Below are 15,425 nucleotides of genomic sequence, written 5' to 3'. Positions count from 1 at the left end.
CGCAACCTTCTCACGTCGTTTGACCGGAGCCTGGGGACTTGTGGTCCCGCCCGCTGCCGGCCGCCCGGGCGCCGTTGCCCCGGATATTTGTGACCCTACTCACAATGCTCAATGGGTACAACCACCGCGGCGAATACTGCGCATAATGCCCTGTTTGCACCGTCCCTACCGTGCTAACGTTGCGCATTATGCAAGCTTTGGATGGCACAGATACGCGTCTGCTCTCGGCCCTGGCCCGCGACCCCCGGCGGACGGTGGTGGCGTTGGCCCAGAAGCTGGGGCTGTCCCGGAATACCGTGCAGGCGCGCATGGCCCAGCTGGAGAAAAAGCACGTCTTCCTGTCCTTTGAACGGCGGATCAACCCGGTGTCGCTGGGCTATCCGCTCATGGCGTTCATTTCCGTCCATGTCCAGCAGCAGAAACTGGGACAGCTGGCCCATGACCTCGCCGGCATCCCGGAAATCCTGGAAGGTTACGGCCTCACCGGCTCCGCTGACCTCCTGCTCCGGGTAGTTGCCCTGGACGCCGAGGACCTCTTCCGGATCAACGGCAAAATCCTGGCGTGCGATGGAGTGGACCGGACGGACACCGCACTGGCTATGGGTGAACTCATCCCCTTCCGCATCCAGCCCCTGCTCGAGCGGGGTTCCGGAGACGCGTAGGGCTCCGCAACCGTTGTTACTGCCCCGATACCCAGCCCCGGCGGGCTGGGTTATAGGCTGTTCCAAGGTGAATCCATGGGTGCCGTTCAGCGGGTCCCAACAATAAGGCAGTGCCAGTGCGTTGCCGGAAAGGCTCCATCGTGAGCAATCCTCAGGAACCGTACCAGCCGGGCCAGCCGGCGGCCTGGCCCGCACAACCGGCAGGGCAGCCCGGCAACCCCGGGCAGCATGCCGCGCCCCCGCTGCCGGGCAACCCGCCGCAGTACGGTGCACCGGGGCAATACGGTGCGCCGTCCCAGTTCGGGCCACCCGCGCAGCACGGCGGACCCGGTCAATACTCGTCAGAGGGGCCGTTCGGCCTGCCCGGACAGGAACCCCCGGCGCGAGGCCGCCAGAAGCTGTGGACCATCCTCGGCGTTGTGGGCGGAGTCCTGCTGCTGGCGGTCGTCGGCGTCCTCATCCTGGTCAACATTGTCAATGGAGCCACCAACCATGCCCGGGGACTGGCTGACAGCTTCACGAAGCTCGTGATTGCCGGCGACAGTTCCAAAGCCTACGACGACTACCTCGACCCAGCCCTCCATGAGCAGCTGACCAAGGAAGACTTCATCGCCGGCATCAAAACGCTGAAGATGGATGACACCTGCAAGCCCGCCTACAACGAGGTGAAGGCCAGTACCGAGAACGGCACCAAGGCGGCCGACGTGGCCGGCCTCATCACCTGCGACGGCGGCAAGAAGATCGACCTCGTCTACCGCTTCGAAGGAACCGACGAGCTGAAAATGATCAACATCAAGCTCAAGCCGCAGGCGTAGCGGCGGGGAACAGCCCCGGTCAGATGCTTCTCTGCGTACTGATCCATTTGCGTTCCGAGGAAAACCCGACGCGGCCGCGCGGCCGCCAGGCACACAGCGGCTCAGGGCCGGCTTCCGTCCCGGGGTCCGGGCGCGGGACCAGCCCAGACCGGGCAGGACATGATCATTCAAATAGACGTAACGTGTGGTCAGGAGCGTGTTGAGGTTCGGCTTTAACGCACGGGTTGATAGCCCTCCGCGTCCGACTTACAGCACCCACGCGGCGAGCATGTTCGGACGCAATCATCAGTGAGGCCGCCACCCGCTGCACCGAAGTTCGGACGGTCATCACAGACCGGTTGTGCCGCCAAAGTGGCTGCACAGACCATTGCCTGCGAGTTGTGGGGCAGGCATTTTCGACGATGCTCCAGACGAAAACTCAAGACAAATGCCTGAGTTCTGCCCGCCAAGGAACGCTAGGCGGCCGTAGGCCGCTTCCAGACGGAGTTCATCCGTAAAGTCTTCCGATACGTCACCACGCCGTAGAGCAGCCACAGGCCCATAACGGCGATCTCGATTCCTGTGTAGAGGACTGACCCGTCCAGGGCGCTGTAAACCGCTTCGTAGGCGGGGTGACCAAAGATGACGTCCCGGAGATGAGCCAACCGCCAAGCACCACAACCGTGCTGATGTCCCGGACCACCAGAGGTAACAACATCGCCAGAATAAGGGCTGTGGGGAGTCAGAAAGTCCAGTGAGCGATACGTCGTCTGCGACCTGCCTGGTTGCCGGTTGCGGCGTCGATGTCTACGGTGGCCTCTGTGGACATTCTTGCTCCCCCAAGTGATGTTGGCGCTACGCGCCTGCCTACTGTCGGCAAATCCTTGCAGATTCAGCACTCCCACGCGTTCTCACAGGCACTTTTGGTGATCGTCCCGGCGGGTCACCGTCACGCGAAAGCGGCATCGCGCCGGCGTCGGCGTCCTTGGCGGTATTGGCGGCCTTGGGGCGGACGTGCCGGCGGATGTCCAGCAGGAAAGCTTCCCCTGTCGGGAGGCCTCCGGCCGTGGTGACTTTTTACGGTGTCCTCAACTATCTGGACAGCACAGCCGTAGCCGCGTTTCACAAGGGCGTGAAGGTCCTCCCTGAACCCGGGGAACGCCGTTGTCTCACCGCTGCGGCAACCACAATAAGCACGGCGGCGGCGCCTAAGCCCAGCCTGGCCACCAGCTGGCCGGGTGGTTCGGCACCGGTGAAGTACATCATTGTCAGCACGGGGGCGATGGCGGTGAACTCGTAGCGCCGGCTGAGCACCACGAACGGCAGAAGCAGCAGGGCGTACCAGGGGTAGCTGGGCGAGGCGAGCAGCAGCGTCCCTCCGATCATAAAAACCTGCCCGTCCCAAGGGCGGGCGGCGTCGGTGGTCCGCCAGACATAAATGGCCAGACCTAGCAGCAGCAGCAGTGCCGCCGGCGCCGCCCAGCTGGCCGGGAGCACCAGCTTTAAAAGTGTGAAGCGGGGGCTGTCCTGCCCGTCGTACCCCTCCGAGTGAAGGTATTCGGGCAGGTAGCCGAGCACTGTCCAGCCGCTGGCGAGGACATACGGGACGTATGCCACGGCGAAGGTGGCCGCGGCCGCGGCGACAAAGCGGACCGGCTGGCGGTAGAGCAGTGCCGGGGCGCTGATGGCGGGAATAAGCTTGGTGGCCACCGCCGCCCCGAAGGCCATTCCGGAACGCAGCGTGCGCTGGCCCACCAGCAGCAGCGCAGCGGCCAGCGTCAGCGCCGCGCCGAGGGTGTCCACATGGGCGCCGTTGATGGCTTCAAAGGCCACCAGCGGGGACCACCCCCACCACACTGCCTGGTGTGCCGGGCGACCGGTCCGGCGCAGGAACGCCAGCAGCAGCACCGTCACGGCAAGGCTCAGCAGCAGCCCGGCCAGCTGGAAGGCAATGAACCCCACCTCGGCACCGGGGATGAGCCGGACGGCGAGGAAATACAGCTCCGCCACGGCCGGATAGACGGTGGGCACGGCGGGCCGGTTGATGGCAGTGCACAGAGTGCCGCCGCCGGGAAGGTTTGTGGTGGTCTCCGTGCCGGTGGGAAAGGGGTTGGTGTGGCAGGTTCCGTCCCGTCCGGCGTCCTGGAACAGCCAGGCCGGGCGCAGCGGCTCCAATGCTTCATCGGCCGGCACATATCGGTAGGGGGAAGTTCCCGCCTTCTGGACGATGCCGTCCCAGGCGTAGCGGGCGGAGTCATTGCTCGTGGCGGGCGGGGCAAAAATCGCCGCGGTACCCAGCAGCACGGAGCCCAGCAGCACGACGGCGGCCGCATGCCGGGCGGGGATCCGGCGTGCCATCAGGGCGGCCGGGAGAAAGAGTACCCAGGCAGCCAGCGTGCCAAGGGGGGACACCCACTCCGCGGTCGGGTCGGTGGTGACAGTCCACCAGACGGCACCGGCCAGCAATGCCACCAGCGCCAGCGCCGCCACTGTGGCGCCAGCGCGCGGCGGACCGATTGTCGCCGGACTGTCCCCCGCCTGCCCGGGCGCCTGGCGACCATGTGCACGGCGGGGTATTGGTTCGCTCACCCCTTGATCCTGCACCACGTGAACGCCGGTGGACCAGGGAAGCAAGGGACTGTTCGCCTTTCGTAAGATATGGCGCGGGACTGGGTGCGGGCCGCAGTGGTTTGATCTGGGTATGGACAGATTGACCACTCTCCTCCAGCAGCGGATGGATTCGGTGAACGGACGGTTTTCGTCCGGCTTGCGGAGCAAACGGCTGACGGTGGTGCTGGGCCGCTGGCTCGGCATGGCGTTCACGGTCTGCTTCGTGACGGGGCTCTTCAGCCACCTCCTGCAGGATCCGCGCGGTTGGATGTTTTTCCCGACCCGTCCGGTGTGGCTGTATGCGGCCACGCAGGGCATCCACGTCACCACCGGGATGGCTTCCATCCCGCTGCTGGCGGCCAAGCTTTGGTCCGTGTTCCCTGAATTGTTGCGCTGGCCGCCGCTGAAATCTGTGGTGCACGGCCTGGAGCGGGCCTCGATTGCCCTCTTTGTGTCCGCCTCGCTGGTGGAGGTCACCATCGGATTGCTCAACACCTTCCAGTGGTACCCCTGGCCGTTCTCCTTCAAGGATGTCCACTATTGGCTGGGCTGGGTGATCATTGGGTCGCTGGCGTTGCACATTGCGGTCAAGTTGCCGCTCATCCTCGCGCACTGGAGCCGTCGATCGGATGCAGGCGCCGAAGCGGCCCCGGACCGCGAAACGGTTCCCGTTCGCATGCCTGCCACCGGGCCCGGGTGGAGCCGCAGGGGGTTCCTGGCGGCGATCACCGCCGGCACCGCCGTCGTCGTTCTGACGACGGCGGGCCAGTCCTTCGCTTGGCTGGCGGGCCTGAACCTCTTCGCGCCGCGCCAAATGGATACAGGTCCGCACGGGCTGCCGATCAACAGAACCGCGGCCCAGGCCGGTGTCGAGGGTGCTGCGCTGGACGCCGACTGGGTGCTGACCGTGTCCTCGGGATCGGTGCAGAAGACGTTGACACTGGCCCAGCTGGCCGCTCTGCCCCAGCACAGCTACGGACTGCCCATCGCCTGCGTGGAGGGTTGGAGCCAGGGCGCCCAATGGCGCGGTGTCCGGATCCGGGACCTGATGGCCCTGGTGGGCGCGCCGGTGGACGCCGGACTGCAGATTTCCAGCATGGAGAAGGGCGGAGTCTATGGGCGCTCCTTTATGCCCGCCGCGTACAGCCAGGACGAGAAGACATTGCTGGCGCTCGAACTCAACGGCGCGCAGCTGGACCTTGACCACGGCTATCCCGCACGGATCATCGCCCCCGGCCGCCCGGGGGTACTGCAGACCAAATGGGTGCAGAAAATGGAGGTGATCTGATGCGGCTGCCACTGTTGGGTCCCCCGGCGACGGTGGAGCGCACAACGACTTGGTGGGTGCGGGCAGCTCTGGGCGCCCTGGGCGTGGCCGGCCTCGGCTACGCCCTTTTCGGGTTCCTGACCAATGTGCCCCCTGCCCAGCTGGTCGGCGTGGCAGCCTGGCTTGCCGTGGCGTTGTTGGTGCACGACGGCCTGCTGGTCCCGTTGACAACGTTGGCTGGCGGAGGATTGTCGCGGCTGACGTATGGGCTGGGCCCCGTCCAGCAGGGAATAGTGCGCGGGGCCCTGTTGGTGGGGGCGGTGGTGACCTTGCTGGCAGCCCCGCTGATTCGCGCCCAGCAGGTGCTCCAGCCAAGCGGCCCGGGAAGCGGAGCCAACGATACAGTCCTGCGGGGAGACTATGTGCAGGCCTTGGGCATCTTCTGGCTGGTTTTGGTGGTGGCCGCTGCGGGCGTCATGACCGCCATCGGACTTTACACCCGACGTTCCAGCGTCAGAAAGACCCGGCCCTGAACAGTCCGGGTGGCGACGGAGGCCAACCCCGCCCGGGCCGCATGGGCGGCCAGCGCTTTCGCACCGGCACGGGCCCAGGGAAAGGCAGCGCTGGCCCGTCCGGCCGAATCCTCCAGCACGGCCAGGTAGGCCACGTCGAGTGAATCGGAGGTTTCGGCCTCTGCCAGCGCCTCCCCGCCCGGTGCCAGCAGTGAGGCAATACGCTCCAGCAGCACCCGTATGTTCCCGCCGATGCCGATGTTGCCGTCGAGCAGCAGGGCCGAACCCCAAGCTCCCTCGTGCGGGACCGGGTCAAAGACGGAGCCATGGATCGCGGCGGCCCCGAGGCTGGTGGCCAGCAGAACCGCGGGGGCGCTCGTGTCAACGCCCATGGCCATCAAGCCCAGTTCCCGTGCAGCGGCCAGCATCCGGCCTGGGCCGCAGCCCACATCGAGAACCGGCCCGCGGAGTGTGCGCAGCAGCTCCCGTTCGCAGGCGGTGGCCGGGGCGGACCAGCCGAGCATGCTGAAGTGGACCGGCCCGATGGGTTCCGGCCCGGCGGATTCCGGCCGGTCCGATTCCGGGCGGAGGGTCAGGAGCCCCAGGCCGACGGACAGGCTGCCAGCGTAGGGCTCGTGTCCTCCTTGGCCAAAGAAGGCAACCGGGATGGGGCCGCCTGCAGGTGCGCCGCCCGTCCAGATCCCGGTATCGGTGGCAGCTGTTGGTGTGCTCATCACCGGGCCGGCCCTCCGATTGGTGCGTCGGCCGCCGCCAGGACCGGCACCCTCGCCGCCGGCAGCCCCAGGGCCAGACGGTCAACCCCGCGGGCAAACGGGGTGCCGGGGCAATCTCGGGCGGCGGCCAGGGCATCGGCGAAGTGATCCACGTCCGTCAGCAGGGGCAGCAACCCCACGGCCAGGCCGGCGCCGGCCAGCCGGGCCAACTGCTGTGCCCCGGTCCGCGGGGTGGACATTTCCACGCCCCGGACCAGGCCGCCGTCGGGTCGGTGCAGGCCCAGGGCCCAAAAGCCGCCGTCCGATGCCGGGCCGATCCAGGCGTCGTGGCGGGGCGTCGTGGCGGACCAGTCCGCCACCAGCCCGGCGAGTAGTGCAGGGGAAAGTTGGGGCGTATCCATGCCCAGAATCAGCAGCGGGCCGGTGACCAGCGAACAGATGGCCGCCAGCCGTTCGTCCAGCCGGCCGGCGCTCTGGGCAACCACTTCAAAACCCCCGGCGTCCCTGCGGAGCGGCGTCCCGTCAAAAACCAGCAACCGTCTGGCCGCGGGAAAGGACCGCACCATCTCCAGCGTCTGGCTGAGGCTGGTTTGGGCCAGCGCTGCGGCCTGCGTTGGCGTGAGCGGAGGGGCGAGGCGCGTTTTGGCCTTGCCTGGGACGCACTCTTTGGCGATGACCGCGATGGTGAGGTTCATGGCCTGGCTGCCCGGGCTTCGGCTGGAGATCCGCCCGCCGGTGTTCTGTCCATAGCCCGTCCGCCGGCGCCCGTCCCTGGCGCCCACCGCGAGGCGGCGTCCAGCTGCGCCCTCATGTCCTTGAGTGCTGTCAGGGTTCCACGCGCCGTGCCTGTCACCTTGGACTTGCCCAGGCGCGGCGCATAGGCGACCGGGATCTCGGCCACACGCCAGCCGTCGTGGTGGGCTTTGAGGAACATTTCCAGCGGATAGCCGCTGCGCCGGTCGGTGAGGTCGAGTCCCAGCAACGCGGTGCGCCGGGCCAGGCGAAGCGGGCCCAGGTCAGTGACGGGGATTCCCGTCAGCCGGCGCAGCCGCCGGCTCAGGACGATGTTGGCCAGCCGTGCATGGATCGGCCAGGCGCCGTGGGCCGGCCGCCGGGCACCCAGGACCAGATCGGCCCGCCCGGTGCGCACCAGCTCCAGCATCGGGGCGAGCTGAGCAGGGTCCAGCGAACCATCGCAATCGCAGAAGGCCACAAACTCCGCCGTGGCAGCCACCAGGCCCGCGTGGGCTGCCGCGCCAAAGCCGCGCCTCGGTTCATGAACGACGGCGGCCCCCAGACTGGCGGCCAGCGTGCCGGAACCATCCGTGGACCCGTTGTCCACCACTATGGCGCGGTATCCGGGCGGCAGGGCCCCCAGCACTTGGGGAAGGGCCGAACGCTCATTAAGGCAGGGCAGCACAACATCCACCACCACGGCGGGCGCACCCCCGGCGTCGTCCGATGCGCCGCGGCCGCTGGCCGCGCCGGTTCCATCGTTCGGGGTGCTCTGCTGTTTCTCCATTCTTCTACCGTAGAATCCGCGGGCCCGGCGCGGCAGGCGGCAATTCTTACGGAACCGGGACGCTTGCCTTCCGGCCGCCCCGAACACACCCACAGCGGCGGGCACGAACCTATGCTGGGTACGTGAACACTGTCCAGCCCGACGCTGACGCCGTGGACGTTGGCAACCGGCGCATCCTGCTCGTTGAAGACGAGGCCACGATCGCCCAGGTGGTGCACGACTATCTGGTGCTGGCCGGTTTCCAGGTGGATATGGCAGGCGATGGATTCAGTGCCCTGCACCTGGCCCGGACGCACAACCCGGACCTGATCATCCTGGACCGCATGCTGCCCGGTCTGGACGGGGTGGAGGTGTGCCGGCGGATCCGACTCACCCAGTCCATGCCCATCATCATGCTCACCGCTCTTGGCACCGAGGACGACCGCATCCTGGGCCTGGAAATGGGTGCCGACGACTACGTCACCAAGCCCTTCTCACCCCGTGAGCTGGTACTGCGGGTGAAGTCCGTGCTTCGCCGCAGCATCAAGGAATTCACCCCGGAGCCGCCCGTGGAGCTGGCCGGCTTTGTCCTCAACCCGGCCTCGCGCATCGTCAGGTACCGCAATGAGAACCTCACCCTGACGGCAAGGGAATTCGATCTCCTGGCGTTCTTTCTGCGCCGCCCCAACCAGGTCTTCAGCCGCGACGTCCTCATCAAGGCCGTCTGGGGCTGGGACTTTGGCGATCTCTCCACCGTCACCGTGCACGTCCGCCGGCTGCGCGAAAAAATCGAGGCCAACCCCACCACACCCGTACTGTTGAAGACGGTGTGGGGCGTGGGCTATCGGTTTGACGACGGCGCGGAGGCGGCCAGCCATGACTAGCGGCGATCTGTTCACCATTGTCGCCGTCGTCCTGTCATGGGCATTGGCCATCGGCGCTGTGACAGTGGTCCTGCAGCGGCTTCTCCGCGGGACCTCGATTGTGGTGCAGATCCTGCTCGTGGTCCTGGCCACCGTTGCCATCCTGGTGGCAGGGATGGTGAGCGCCCTCAACGCCATGTTCATCACTGAGGCGGATCTGCAGGTGATGTGGGTCATCCTGGCCATTGCCTCGGCCGTTGCCACCGCCGTCGCCGTGCTACTGGGGGCAGGGCTGGCCAGGAATACCAACCGCCTGGCCGGGGACGCGGCCAGAATCGGCCGCGGAGAGCCCGTGGCGCCGCAACGGAAGATGACCTCCGAGCTGTCCGCGCTGGCCGCCGAACTGGCAGCCACCAGCCACAAACTCGAAGAATCCAAGCAGCGGGAGCTGGCGGTGGAGGCCGCGCGGCGCGAACTGGTGTCCTGGGTTTCCCATGACCTGCGCACCCCGCTGGCCAGCATCCGTGCCATGGCCGAGGCGTTGGAGGATGGCGTTGCCGAGGATGCGTCCGGCTACCACCAGAGAATCATTGGCCAGGCCGACCAGATGGCCACACTGGTCAATGACCTGCTCGAGCTCTCCAAAATCCAGGCCGGAACCCTGGTCCTGGACTACCAGCAATTGGACCTGTACGACGTCATCAGCGACGCAATAGCGGACCTCGCCCCTGTCGCGGCCAGCCGGGCCATTGCCATCAACGGCGACGCCGTCGCCCCCACCATGGTGGCCGCCGATGGGGCGTCATTGTCCCGGGCCATCCGCAACGTGCTCCTCAACGGCATTCTGTACAGCGCCCACGGCAGCACCGTGTCCATTGCCGTGACCTCCACGGCCGGCGAAGCGGTAGTGGAGGTACGCGACGGCTGCGGCGGGATCCCGGAGGAGGACCTGCCCCGGATGCTCACCGCCGGCTGCCAGAAGGACACCGGACGCACCAAATCGCGCTACAGCGGCGCGGGGGTTGGTCTGAGCATTGTCCACGGCATCGTGCAGGCCCACGGTGGCACCCTGGAAGTCGCCAACATGGACGGCGGGTGCCGGTTCCTGATGCGGATACCAGCCGGGCAGGAGAGCCAGGGACCGGCCACCTAGGTCCGGTCCCCGCGCAGCGGGGCGCTAGCGAACTCGCGCATGCCGTCCTCAAACCCATGCCGCGGAGCCCAGCCCAGTTCTGACTTGGCCCGTGCCGAACTGGCGGTGATGTGCCGGACATCGCCCAGCCGGAAGTCCCCCGTGATCACAGGGACCGGTCCGCCGCCAACAGCGCTCAGGACCGCCGCCATCTGTCCAATGGTGTGGACCTCCGAGGCGCCCACATTGTATGCCCGCATACTGCCCGGCGCCACGACCCCGCCCGCCGCCAACGCCTCAACAGCGCACAGGTTTGCCTCCGCCACATCCGCCACGTGGATGAAGCTGCGGCGCTGGCCGCCGTCCTCGAACACCCGCGGCGCCTCCCCACGGGCCAGGGCCGAGCGGAACAGGCTGGCTACGCCCGCATAGGGGGTGTCTTTGGGCATCCGGGGGCCATAGACGTTGTGGTACCTCAGGGCCGCAGCGGTGCCTCCGGTTGAACGGGCCCACGCCGACGCCAGGTTTTCCTGGGCCAGTTTGGAGGCAGCATAGACGTTCCGCGGGTCAAGCGCCGCGTCTTCGGTGACCAGTACCGGCAGCAGAAGCTCGCCGGTGACCGGATCCCGGGGATCAAAGATTCCGTGTTCCAGATCCTCCACCCGGCGCGGGCCGGGCCGCACCGGCCGGCCGGCGGAGTCTGTGTAGGCACCCTCGCCATAGACCACCATGGAGGAGGCCAACACCAGCTTGTCCGTGCCGGCCGAGGCCATGCCTGCCAGGAGCACGGCCGTGGCCAGGTCATTGTTGCGGATGTAGTCCGGTGCATCGGAGAAGTCCACGCCGAGGCCCACCTTGGCGCTCTGGTGGACCACGATGTCGATCCCCTCCAGCGCCGCAGCCACGGTGGATGCATCGCCAACGTCGCCCACCAGCAAGGGCGCGCCGGGATTTGCTGGCGGCCGGTCCGGATGCACCGCCGGATCCAGAGCATCCAAGATCCGGACCTCCCAGCCGCGGGCCAGGGCGGCATCGACGATGTGCCCGCCAATGAAACCGGCTCCGCCAGTGACCAGAATCCTCACGGGGCGTTCCGTCCGGCGTTGTGGACAGTGCCGGGTCGGGCTGGGCCGGCGGGGTCCATCACGGCGCCGCCCATCACAGTAGCCACGGCGTCGGCGGGTATGAGGGCCAGCGGCGGGAATCCGCCGTCGTGCGCCGGCTCCATCCCGGCCAGCGCCGCGGACACCCTCTGCACGGCGGCGGACAGCACGGCCAGCAGGCGCGGCTGCGCTGCCGCCAGGCGGCCGAGTACCAGCTCCGCGGTCACGGGCTCGGAACCGTCGTGGCCGGTGTCGGCGTCCGTGATGAATGCCAGCGCGGCGAAGTGCATGTTCAGCTCCGCCGCGAGCACAGGCTCGGGGTATTGGGTCATGCTGACCACATGCGCTCCGGCCTGGATCAGGGCTGCGGACTCGGCCTTGGTGGAAAACCGTGGCCCGTTGATGACTGCCATGGTGGCTGCCGGTGCGAAATCTTCGCCCTGCAGCTCCAGGGCGGCGATGAGTGCCGCGCGCAGCGGGGCGCTGTAGGGCTCGGCGGCGGGCAGATGCTGCACTCCGGTAGCCAGCGAGCCATCGTAGAAGGTATCCGCCCGGCCCCAGGTTGTGTCCAGAAACTGGTCAGGTACGGCAAAGGTGCAGGTTCCGTGGCTGGGAACGAGTCCGCCCACGGCCGCGCAGGAGATGACAGCCTCCACGCCCATGCTCTTGAGGGCCCAGAGGTTGGCACGGTGGTTGATCTGTTGCGGGGCAATGCTGTGCCCTCGGCCGTGCCGGCTCAGGAACGCGACGACCGGACCGTCCGAGCCGCCTGTGCCGTCCGGTGCGGCCAGCCGGGCAATGGTGACGGGACTGGAGGGCGGGCCGAACGGCGTCGCGGCGTCCAGCGTCTCCAGCACGGCGGCGCCGGGCAGCCGGTACAGGCCGGTGCCGCCAATAATACCGATGCGGGCGAAGGGTTCCGAGGGGTAGGCCATGACCCCATCATGCCAACCAGCGCAGCCGCCGTCGCGGGTGGAATCCTTACATATTTCGAACGCAGTCGCAGGGATGGGCTTATCCCATGGCGTCCATGAAGCCTGTGACGTGTCATTTCACGGTGAGGGTGCCACGCATGTTGCCGTGGAAGTTGCAGTGGTACGGGTAGGTCCCGGGTTCGGTCGGGGCGGTGAAGGTGCCGGTTCCCGCGTGGTGGCCGGAGCTGATGGTTCCCGTTCGGTGGCCGTTGGTGCTGCTGCCGTGCCGGGCTAAAATTGCCTGATTTGAAAGACAGCATGCTTAAGATCTGTGTAGGCTGACTCCATCCGACGCGGTACAAATATCGAAGGGTGAGTCATGACCGAAGTCACTGCACATCACGGACTGTTCAAAAACACCAATCTGCACGTGGATGACACCGGTGGTCCGGGCCGCCCGGTGGTCCTGATTCACGGGTGGCCGCTGTCCGGGGAAGCGTTCCAGGCCCAGGCCCCGGCCCTGCAGGGAGCAGGATACCGGGTCATTACCTATGACCGGCGCGGCTTCGGGCGCAGCGACAAACCAGTGTCCGGATACAAGTACGACACCCTGACCGAGGACCTGCACGCCCTGCTGGAGCAGCTTGACCTGAACGACGTCACCCTGGTCGGGTTTTCCATGGGCGGCGGAGAAGTCGCCCGCTACTTCAGCCGCTACGGGGCCGAACGGCTGCGCAGCGTGGTGTTCGCCTCCGCGGTCCCGCCGTACATGATGCAGGGTGATGACAACCCTGAAGGTCCCTTGACCAAGGCCGCGGCCGCGAAGATGACTGCTGACCTGACCCGGGACGAGGACGAGTTCTATGACGGATTTACCCGCGAGTTCTTTTCCGTCAACGGAGAACTCAAGGTCAGCGAACAGCAGCGCCGGGACGCCGTCGCGCTGTGTAAGCAGGCGGACAAGAGGGCAGCCCTCGCGTGCTTGGCCGCTTTCGGCGGTACCGACTTCCGGGAGGACCTGCCCAAAGTAACCGTGCCCGTCCTCGTGCTCCACGGAGATGGCGACGCTACCGTACCCTTCGAAGGATCCGGTCAGCGCACCCACGCCGCCCTTCCCGGCAGCGAACTGCGCGTCATCACCGGAGCCCCCCACGGGTGCAACGTCAGCCACCCCGACGAATGGAACCAAGCCCTTATCCAGTTCCTGGCGAAATAGCCCAAACACTGCGGTGAGACCTTCACCTGATGGGCCCGGCAGGTTCGGGAACATTCCGGTGAGGAGCTTGTATGCGTAGCCAATCCATCTGCTTTCCCAAGAAAATCCGAGGAGGTGCTGGCTGCAAGCCGGGCACAGCAGTTCAGCGTCGCTCAGGGCCGGCTACAGTCCCGGGAACCGAGCGCGGACCTGCCGAGGCCCGGCCCGTCAGCCCTCCCCGGAGGAATCGCGTCAAAATGCGTGCATAAGTTTTCCCCTGTTGCCTCATTGCAATACCTCCGGGAAAGGTGATTCGTTGCCTCATCTGAAATCCTCCGACATGAGTCGCTACGTGCCTGCGATGACGATCGGACCATCGGGTCGCTTGAGCTGATTGCTCCGGTCTGTGGTCTGCGCACGGCGGGACGCCGTGCGCATCGTCTAACTCCTCGAAACGCATCGCGGCGATTCCGAGCTTGGCGATCGCTGTCACGCTGCCGTCCGCGTTGAGGATCCCATCCCCGGTCGTGAGGACCCTGCGGAACCGTCCGCGGGCATCAATGATGCGGTGATAGATGCAGAAGTACCCGCCCGTGCGCAGAACCTGAGCGATAATCTCTGCACACCGCGGCCTATCCTCGGTGTGCTTGTGTGCCAGCAGCACCTCCACCGTCGGCACGACGTCCCCACGCACGTATCCATGAATCCGGTAGAGGCCACGGACCAGGTCATGACGCCGGAGGAGACATCTAAATGTAAGGTCCCCGTCGGACAGTCCGAGGTGCCCAGAGCACTCGAATAGGTGTACGGGCTCTGCACGTCTGACCTGCGGACGGTGTTCGGATCCCGCCCCAACGGATTCCCATAAGTATGGATGAACCTGCAAAGGCCGGCACTCCCCGCACCGACCAGCAATGAACTCTACGGCCTGTACACCAGCCGGTGCCTGAACGTGGCTGATTCTGCGGGGCCCACCTCCCAGCTCCCTGCATCGAAGGTGCCCGAGCAATTCAATGTGTTGCGCGCGTCACATTATGTGCCTACTCTTAGTGGGGCCGCAGCGTCGCGGCCCCACCAAATGAAGGGCAGCCAGCCGTGACAGAAAAACTCAGCATTCTTGTTCGCGTTGACCTCGATGAGGCTCGTGCACAGGTTTTGGCCAGAGGACATGTCACGACCAAAAGCATCCATGCCCTCTATTCCGTCCTCAAGCGGGCGAATTCCCTCCGTGAAGGCCTGCAGCTGGAGATTGACGTGGCAAGCGCCTCCGTTGACCCTGACGCACTCGATCAGCTGAAGGCATGCTCACGGGACCATCACCTGCCACTGCACATCGATCCCCTGCAACCCGACTGTCGGTTCAGCATCCTTGTTCCACAGGGGGGACCCACCCTCACTGCATCGGCAGGACGGGCGGCCTAAGGGCTTCAGGCGCGGCGTTCAAAGGAAAACCGACGATTGCTTCGCAAAACCATTGGACCAAGTCGTTCGCTGCGGCGGCCGCCCGTCCGGGCGTAGCCGGCCATGGCTGCCCAGCCAGTGGAGGGATGGGCTGTCCCGGCCGTCCGGCTCTTCGGCGGCTTCGCAGGATTCGGGGCCGGTTCAGTGAACCTCGCCGTTTGTTCGAGCCTCCTACGGAGCCGGGAGTGTCCGGCTCCGTCTGGCAGCCAGCCCCGGCGGTCCTCTCCGGCGGCTGGGGAGCTGCCCTGATCCTGTGGACCGTCCTGGCGTTGCACCGCTGACGGATAATTGGGTCCGGGTGGACCGTGGCGTTCCTGTTGACGGCATCCGGGGCGCACGTGGCGGCCCTTGCCTTCAGCCGCGACACGTCCAGCCTTCACCTCAGCCACCTCGCGGCGCTCCTGTTGACGCTCATGATTGTGGCGTCGGCGGCCTGGTTGAAGCGGCGCCGACGCCGGGGAAAGGACGACGACGGCATGGCGCCCGCCGCTGACCGCCCGGCCAGCATGCTGCTCACCGCCTTCGCCGGCGCCGTGCTGGTGGCGGGAATCGCGACGCCGGGACTCGCCGCTTCCACAGCGGGCCAGTTTGCGGTGCCCCATGGTCAGCACGGCAGTCCGGCCGTGCCGCCTGGCCACCATCAGCGATGACGCCACCGCCAGCCTGAACGCCACAGA

General features: G+C 66.7%; 16 protein-coding genes and 1 pseudogene. 8 read left to right on the top strand and 9 right to left on the bottom strand.

Annotation, left to right across the window (positions count from 1 at the left end; genetic code table 11):
• Positions 1-188: 188 nt before the first annotated feature.
• Both AC50YA_RS17820 and AC50YA_RS17815 read left to right on the top strand, forming a co-directional pair.
• A complete protein-coding gene (locus AC50YA_RS17820) occupies positions 189-662 on the top strand; it encodes an Lrp/AsnC family transcriptional regulator (RefSeq protein ID WP_463860475.1) in 474 nt (157 codons plus the stop codon).
• A gap of 140 nt (positions 663-802) precedes the next feature.
• A complete protein-coding gene (locus tag AC50YA_RS17815) occupies positions 803-1,477 on the top strand; it encodes a hypothetical protein (protein ID WP_494983555.1) in 675 nt (224 codons plus the stop codon).
• A gap of 455 nt (positions 1,478-1,932) precedes the next feature.
• On the opposite strand, the gene AC50YA_RS17810 is transcribed toward AC50YA_RS17815, so the two are convergent.
• Both AC50YA_RS17810 and AC50YA_RS17805 read right to left on the bottom strand, forming a co-directional pair.
• Positions 1,933-2,121 (bottom strand): hypothetical protein, encoded by a 189-nt coding sequence (locus tag AC50YA_RS17810; protein WP_494983554.1) that lies wholly within the window; start codon positions 2,119-2,121, stop codon positions 1,933-1,935.
• A 457-nt stretch (positions 2,122-2,578) separates the two neighbouring features.
• Positions 2,579-4,045, bottom strand: a complete 1,467-nt coding sequence (locus AC50YA_RS17805; protein WP_494983553.1) for a glycosyltransferase 87 family protein — start codon at positions 4,043-4,045, stop codon at positions 2,579-2,581.
• 112 nt (positions 4,046-4,157) lie between these two features.
• On the opposite strand from AC50YA_RS17805, the gene AC50YA_RS17800 reads away from it, so the two are divergent.
• Together AC50YA_RS17800 and AC50YA_RS17795 are read left to right on the top strand one after the other, a co-directional pair.
• Positions 4,158-5,354 (top strand): molybdopterin-dependent oxidoreductase, encoded by a 1,197-nt coding sequence (locus tag AC50YA_RS17800; RefSeq protein WP_494983552.1) that lies wholly within the window; start codon positions 4,158-4,160, stop codon positions 5,352-5,354.
• Positions 5,354-5,866: a hypothetical protein gene (locus AC50YA_RS17795; protein ID WP_494983551.1), complete on the top strand. Its 513-nt coding sequence runs from the start codon at positions 5,354-5,356 to the stop codon at positions 5,864-5,866. Before AC50YA_RS17800 ends, AC50YA_RS17795 begins: the two co-directional genes overlap by 1 nt.
• On the opposite strand, the gene AC50YA_RS17790 is transcribed toward AC50YA_RS17795, so the two are convergent.
• The 3 genes from AC50YA_RS17790 to AC50YA_RS17780 are packed head-to-tail and all read right to left on the bottom strand — an operon-like array spanning position 5,827 to position 8,101.
• Positions 5,827-6,579 (bottom strand): class I SAM-dependent methyltransferase, encoded by a 753-nt coding sequence (locus tag AC50YA_RS17790; protein ID WP_494983550.1) that lies wholly within the window; start codon positions 6,577-6,579, stop codon positions 5,827-5,829. The genes AC50YA_RS17795 and AC50YA_RS17790 overlap by 40 nt on opposite strands.
• Entirely contained in the window at positions 6,579-7,274 is a 696-nt protein-coding gene (locus tag AC50YA_RS17785) for a TIGR04282 family arsenosugar biosynthesis glycosyltransferase (protein WP_494983549.1), read from the bottom strand. The genes AC50YA_RS17790 and AC50YA_RS17785 overlap by 1 nt, the downstream gene beginning before the upstream one ends.
• Positions 7,271-8,101, bottom strand: coding sequence for a glycosyltransferase family 2 protein (locus AC50YA_RS17780; RefSeq protein ID WP_494983548.1), 831 nt, complete (start codon positions 8,099-8,101; stop codon positions 7,271-7,273). Before AC50YA_RS17780 ends, AC50YA_RS17785 begins: the two co-directional genes overlap by 4 nt.
• A 122-nt stretch (positions 8,102-8,223) precedes the next feature.
• Between AC50YA_RS17780 and AC50YA_RS17775 the strand changes: the two genes are divergently transcribed.
• Positions 8,224-8,964: a response regulator transcription factor gene (locus tag AC50YA_RS17775; protein WP_494983547.1), complete on the top strand. Its 741-nt coding sequence runs from the start codon at positions 8,224-8,226 to the stop codon at positions 8,962-8,964.
• Positions 8,957-10,096: a sensor histidine kinase gene (locus AC50YA_RS17770; protein ID WP_494983546.1), complete on the top strand. Its 1,140-nt coding sequence runs from the start codon at positions 8,957-8,959 to the stop codon at positions 10,094-10,096. The genes AC50YA_RS17775 and AC50YA_RS17770 overlap by 8 nt, the downstream gene beginning before the upstream one ends.
• Here the strand turns inward: AC50YA_RS17770 and AC50YA_RS17765 are convergent.
• On the bottom strand, positions 10,093-11,160 hold the full coding sequence (locus AC50YA_RS17765) for an NAD-dependent epimerase/dehydratase family protein (RefSeq protein WP_494983545.1): 1,068 nt from the start codon (positions 11,158-11,160) through the stop codon (positions 10,093-10,095). The two genes, AC50YA_RS17770 and AC50YA_RS17765, sit on opposite strands and share 4 nt — an antisense overlap.
• Positions 11,157-12,113 (bottom strand): MTAP family purine nucleoside phosphorylase, encoded by a 957-nt coding sequence (locus AC50YA_RS17760; RefSeq protein ID WP_494983544.1) that lies wholly within the window; start codon positions 12,111-12,113, stop codon positions 11,157-11,159. Before AC50YA_RS17760 ends, AC50YA_RS17765 begins: the two co-directional genes overlap by 4 nt.
• Before the next feature lie 358 nt (positions 12,114-12,471).
• Between AC50YA_RS17760 and AC50YA_RS17755 the strand changes: the two genes are divergently transcribed.
• The gene (locus tag AC50YA_RS17755; protein ID WP_494983543.1) at positions 12,472-13,308 is read left to right on the top strand and encodes an alpha/beta fold hydrolase; all 837 of its coding nucleotides are present in this window, start codon (positions 12,472-12,474) and stop codon (positions 13,306-13,308) included.
• 18 nt (positions 13,309-13,326) lie between these two features.
• Here AC50YA_RS17755 and AC50YA_RS17750 read toward each other — a convergent pair.
• Positions 13,327-13,470: pseudogene (locus AC50YA_RS17750) on the bottom strand (IS982 family transposase); the annotation flags it as partial.
• Positions 13,451-13,951, bottom strand: a complete 501-nt coding sequence (locus AC50YA_RS17745) for a PAS domain-containing protein (RefSeq protein WP_494983569.1) — start codon at positions 13,949-13,951, stop codon at positions 13,451-13,453. The pseudogene AC50YA_RS17750 and the gene AC50YA_RS17745, both read right to left, overlap by 20 nt.
• A 1,102-nt stretch (positions 13,952-15,053) precedes the next feature.
• Between AC50YA_RS17745 and AC50YA_RS17740 the strand changes: the two genes are divergently transcribed.
• Entirely contained in the window at positions 15,054-15,398 is a 345-nt protein-coding gene (locus AC50YA_RS17740; protein ID WP_494983542.1) for a hypothetical protein, read from the top strand.
• Positions 15,399-15,425: the final 27 nt, after the last annotated feature.

The organism is Pseudarthrobacter sp. RHLT3-21, from assembly GCF_059383495.1.
The sequence above is the reverse complement of the archived record's forward strand: the minus strand, read 5'-3'. Positions and strand labels throughout refer to the sequence as shown.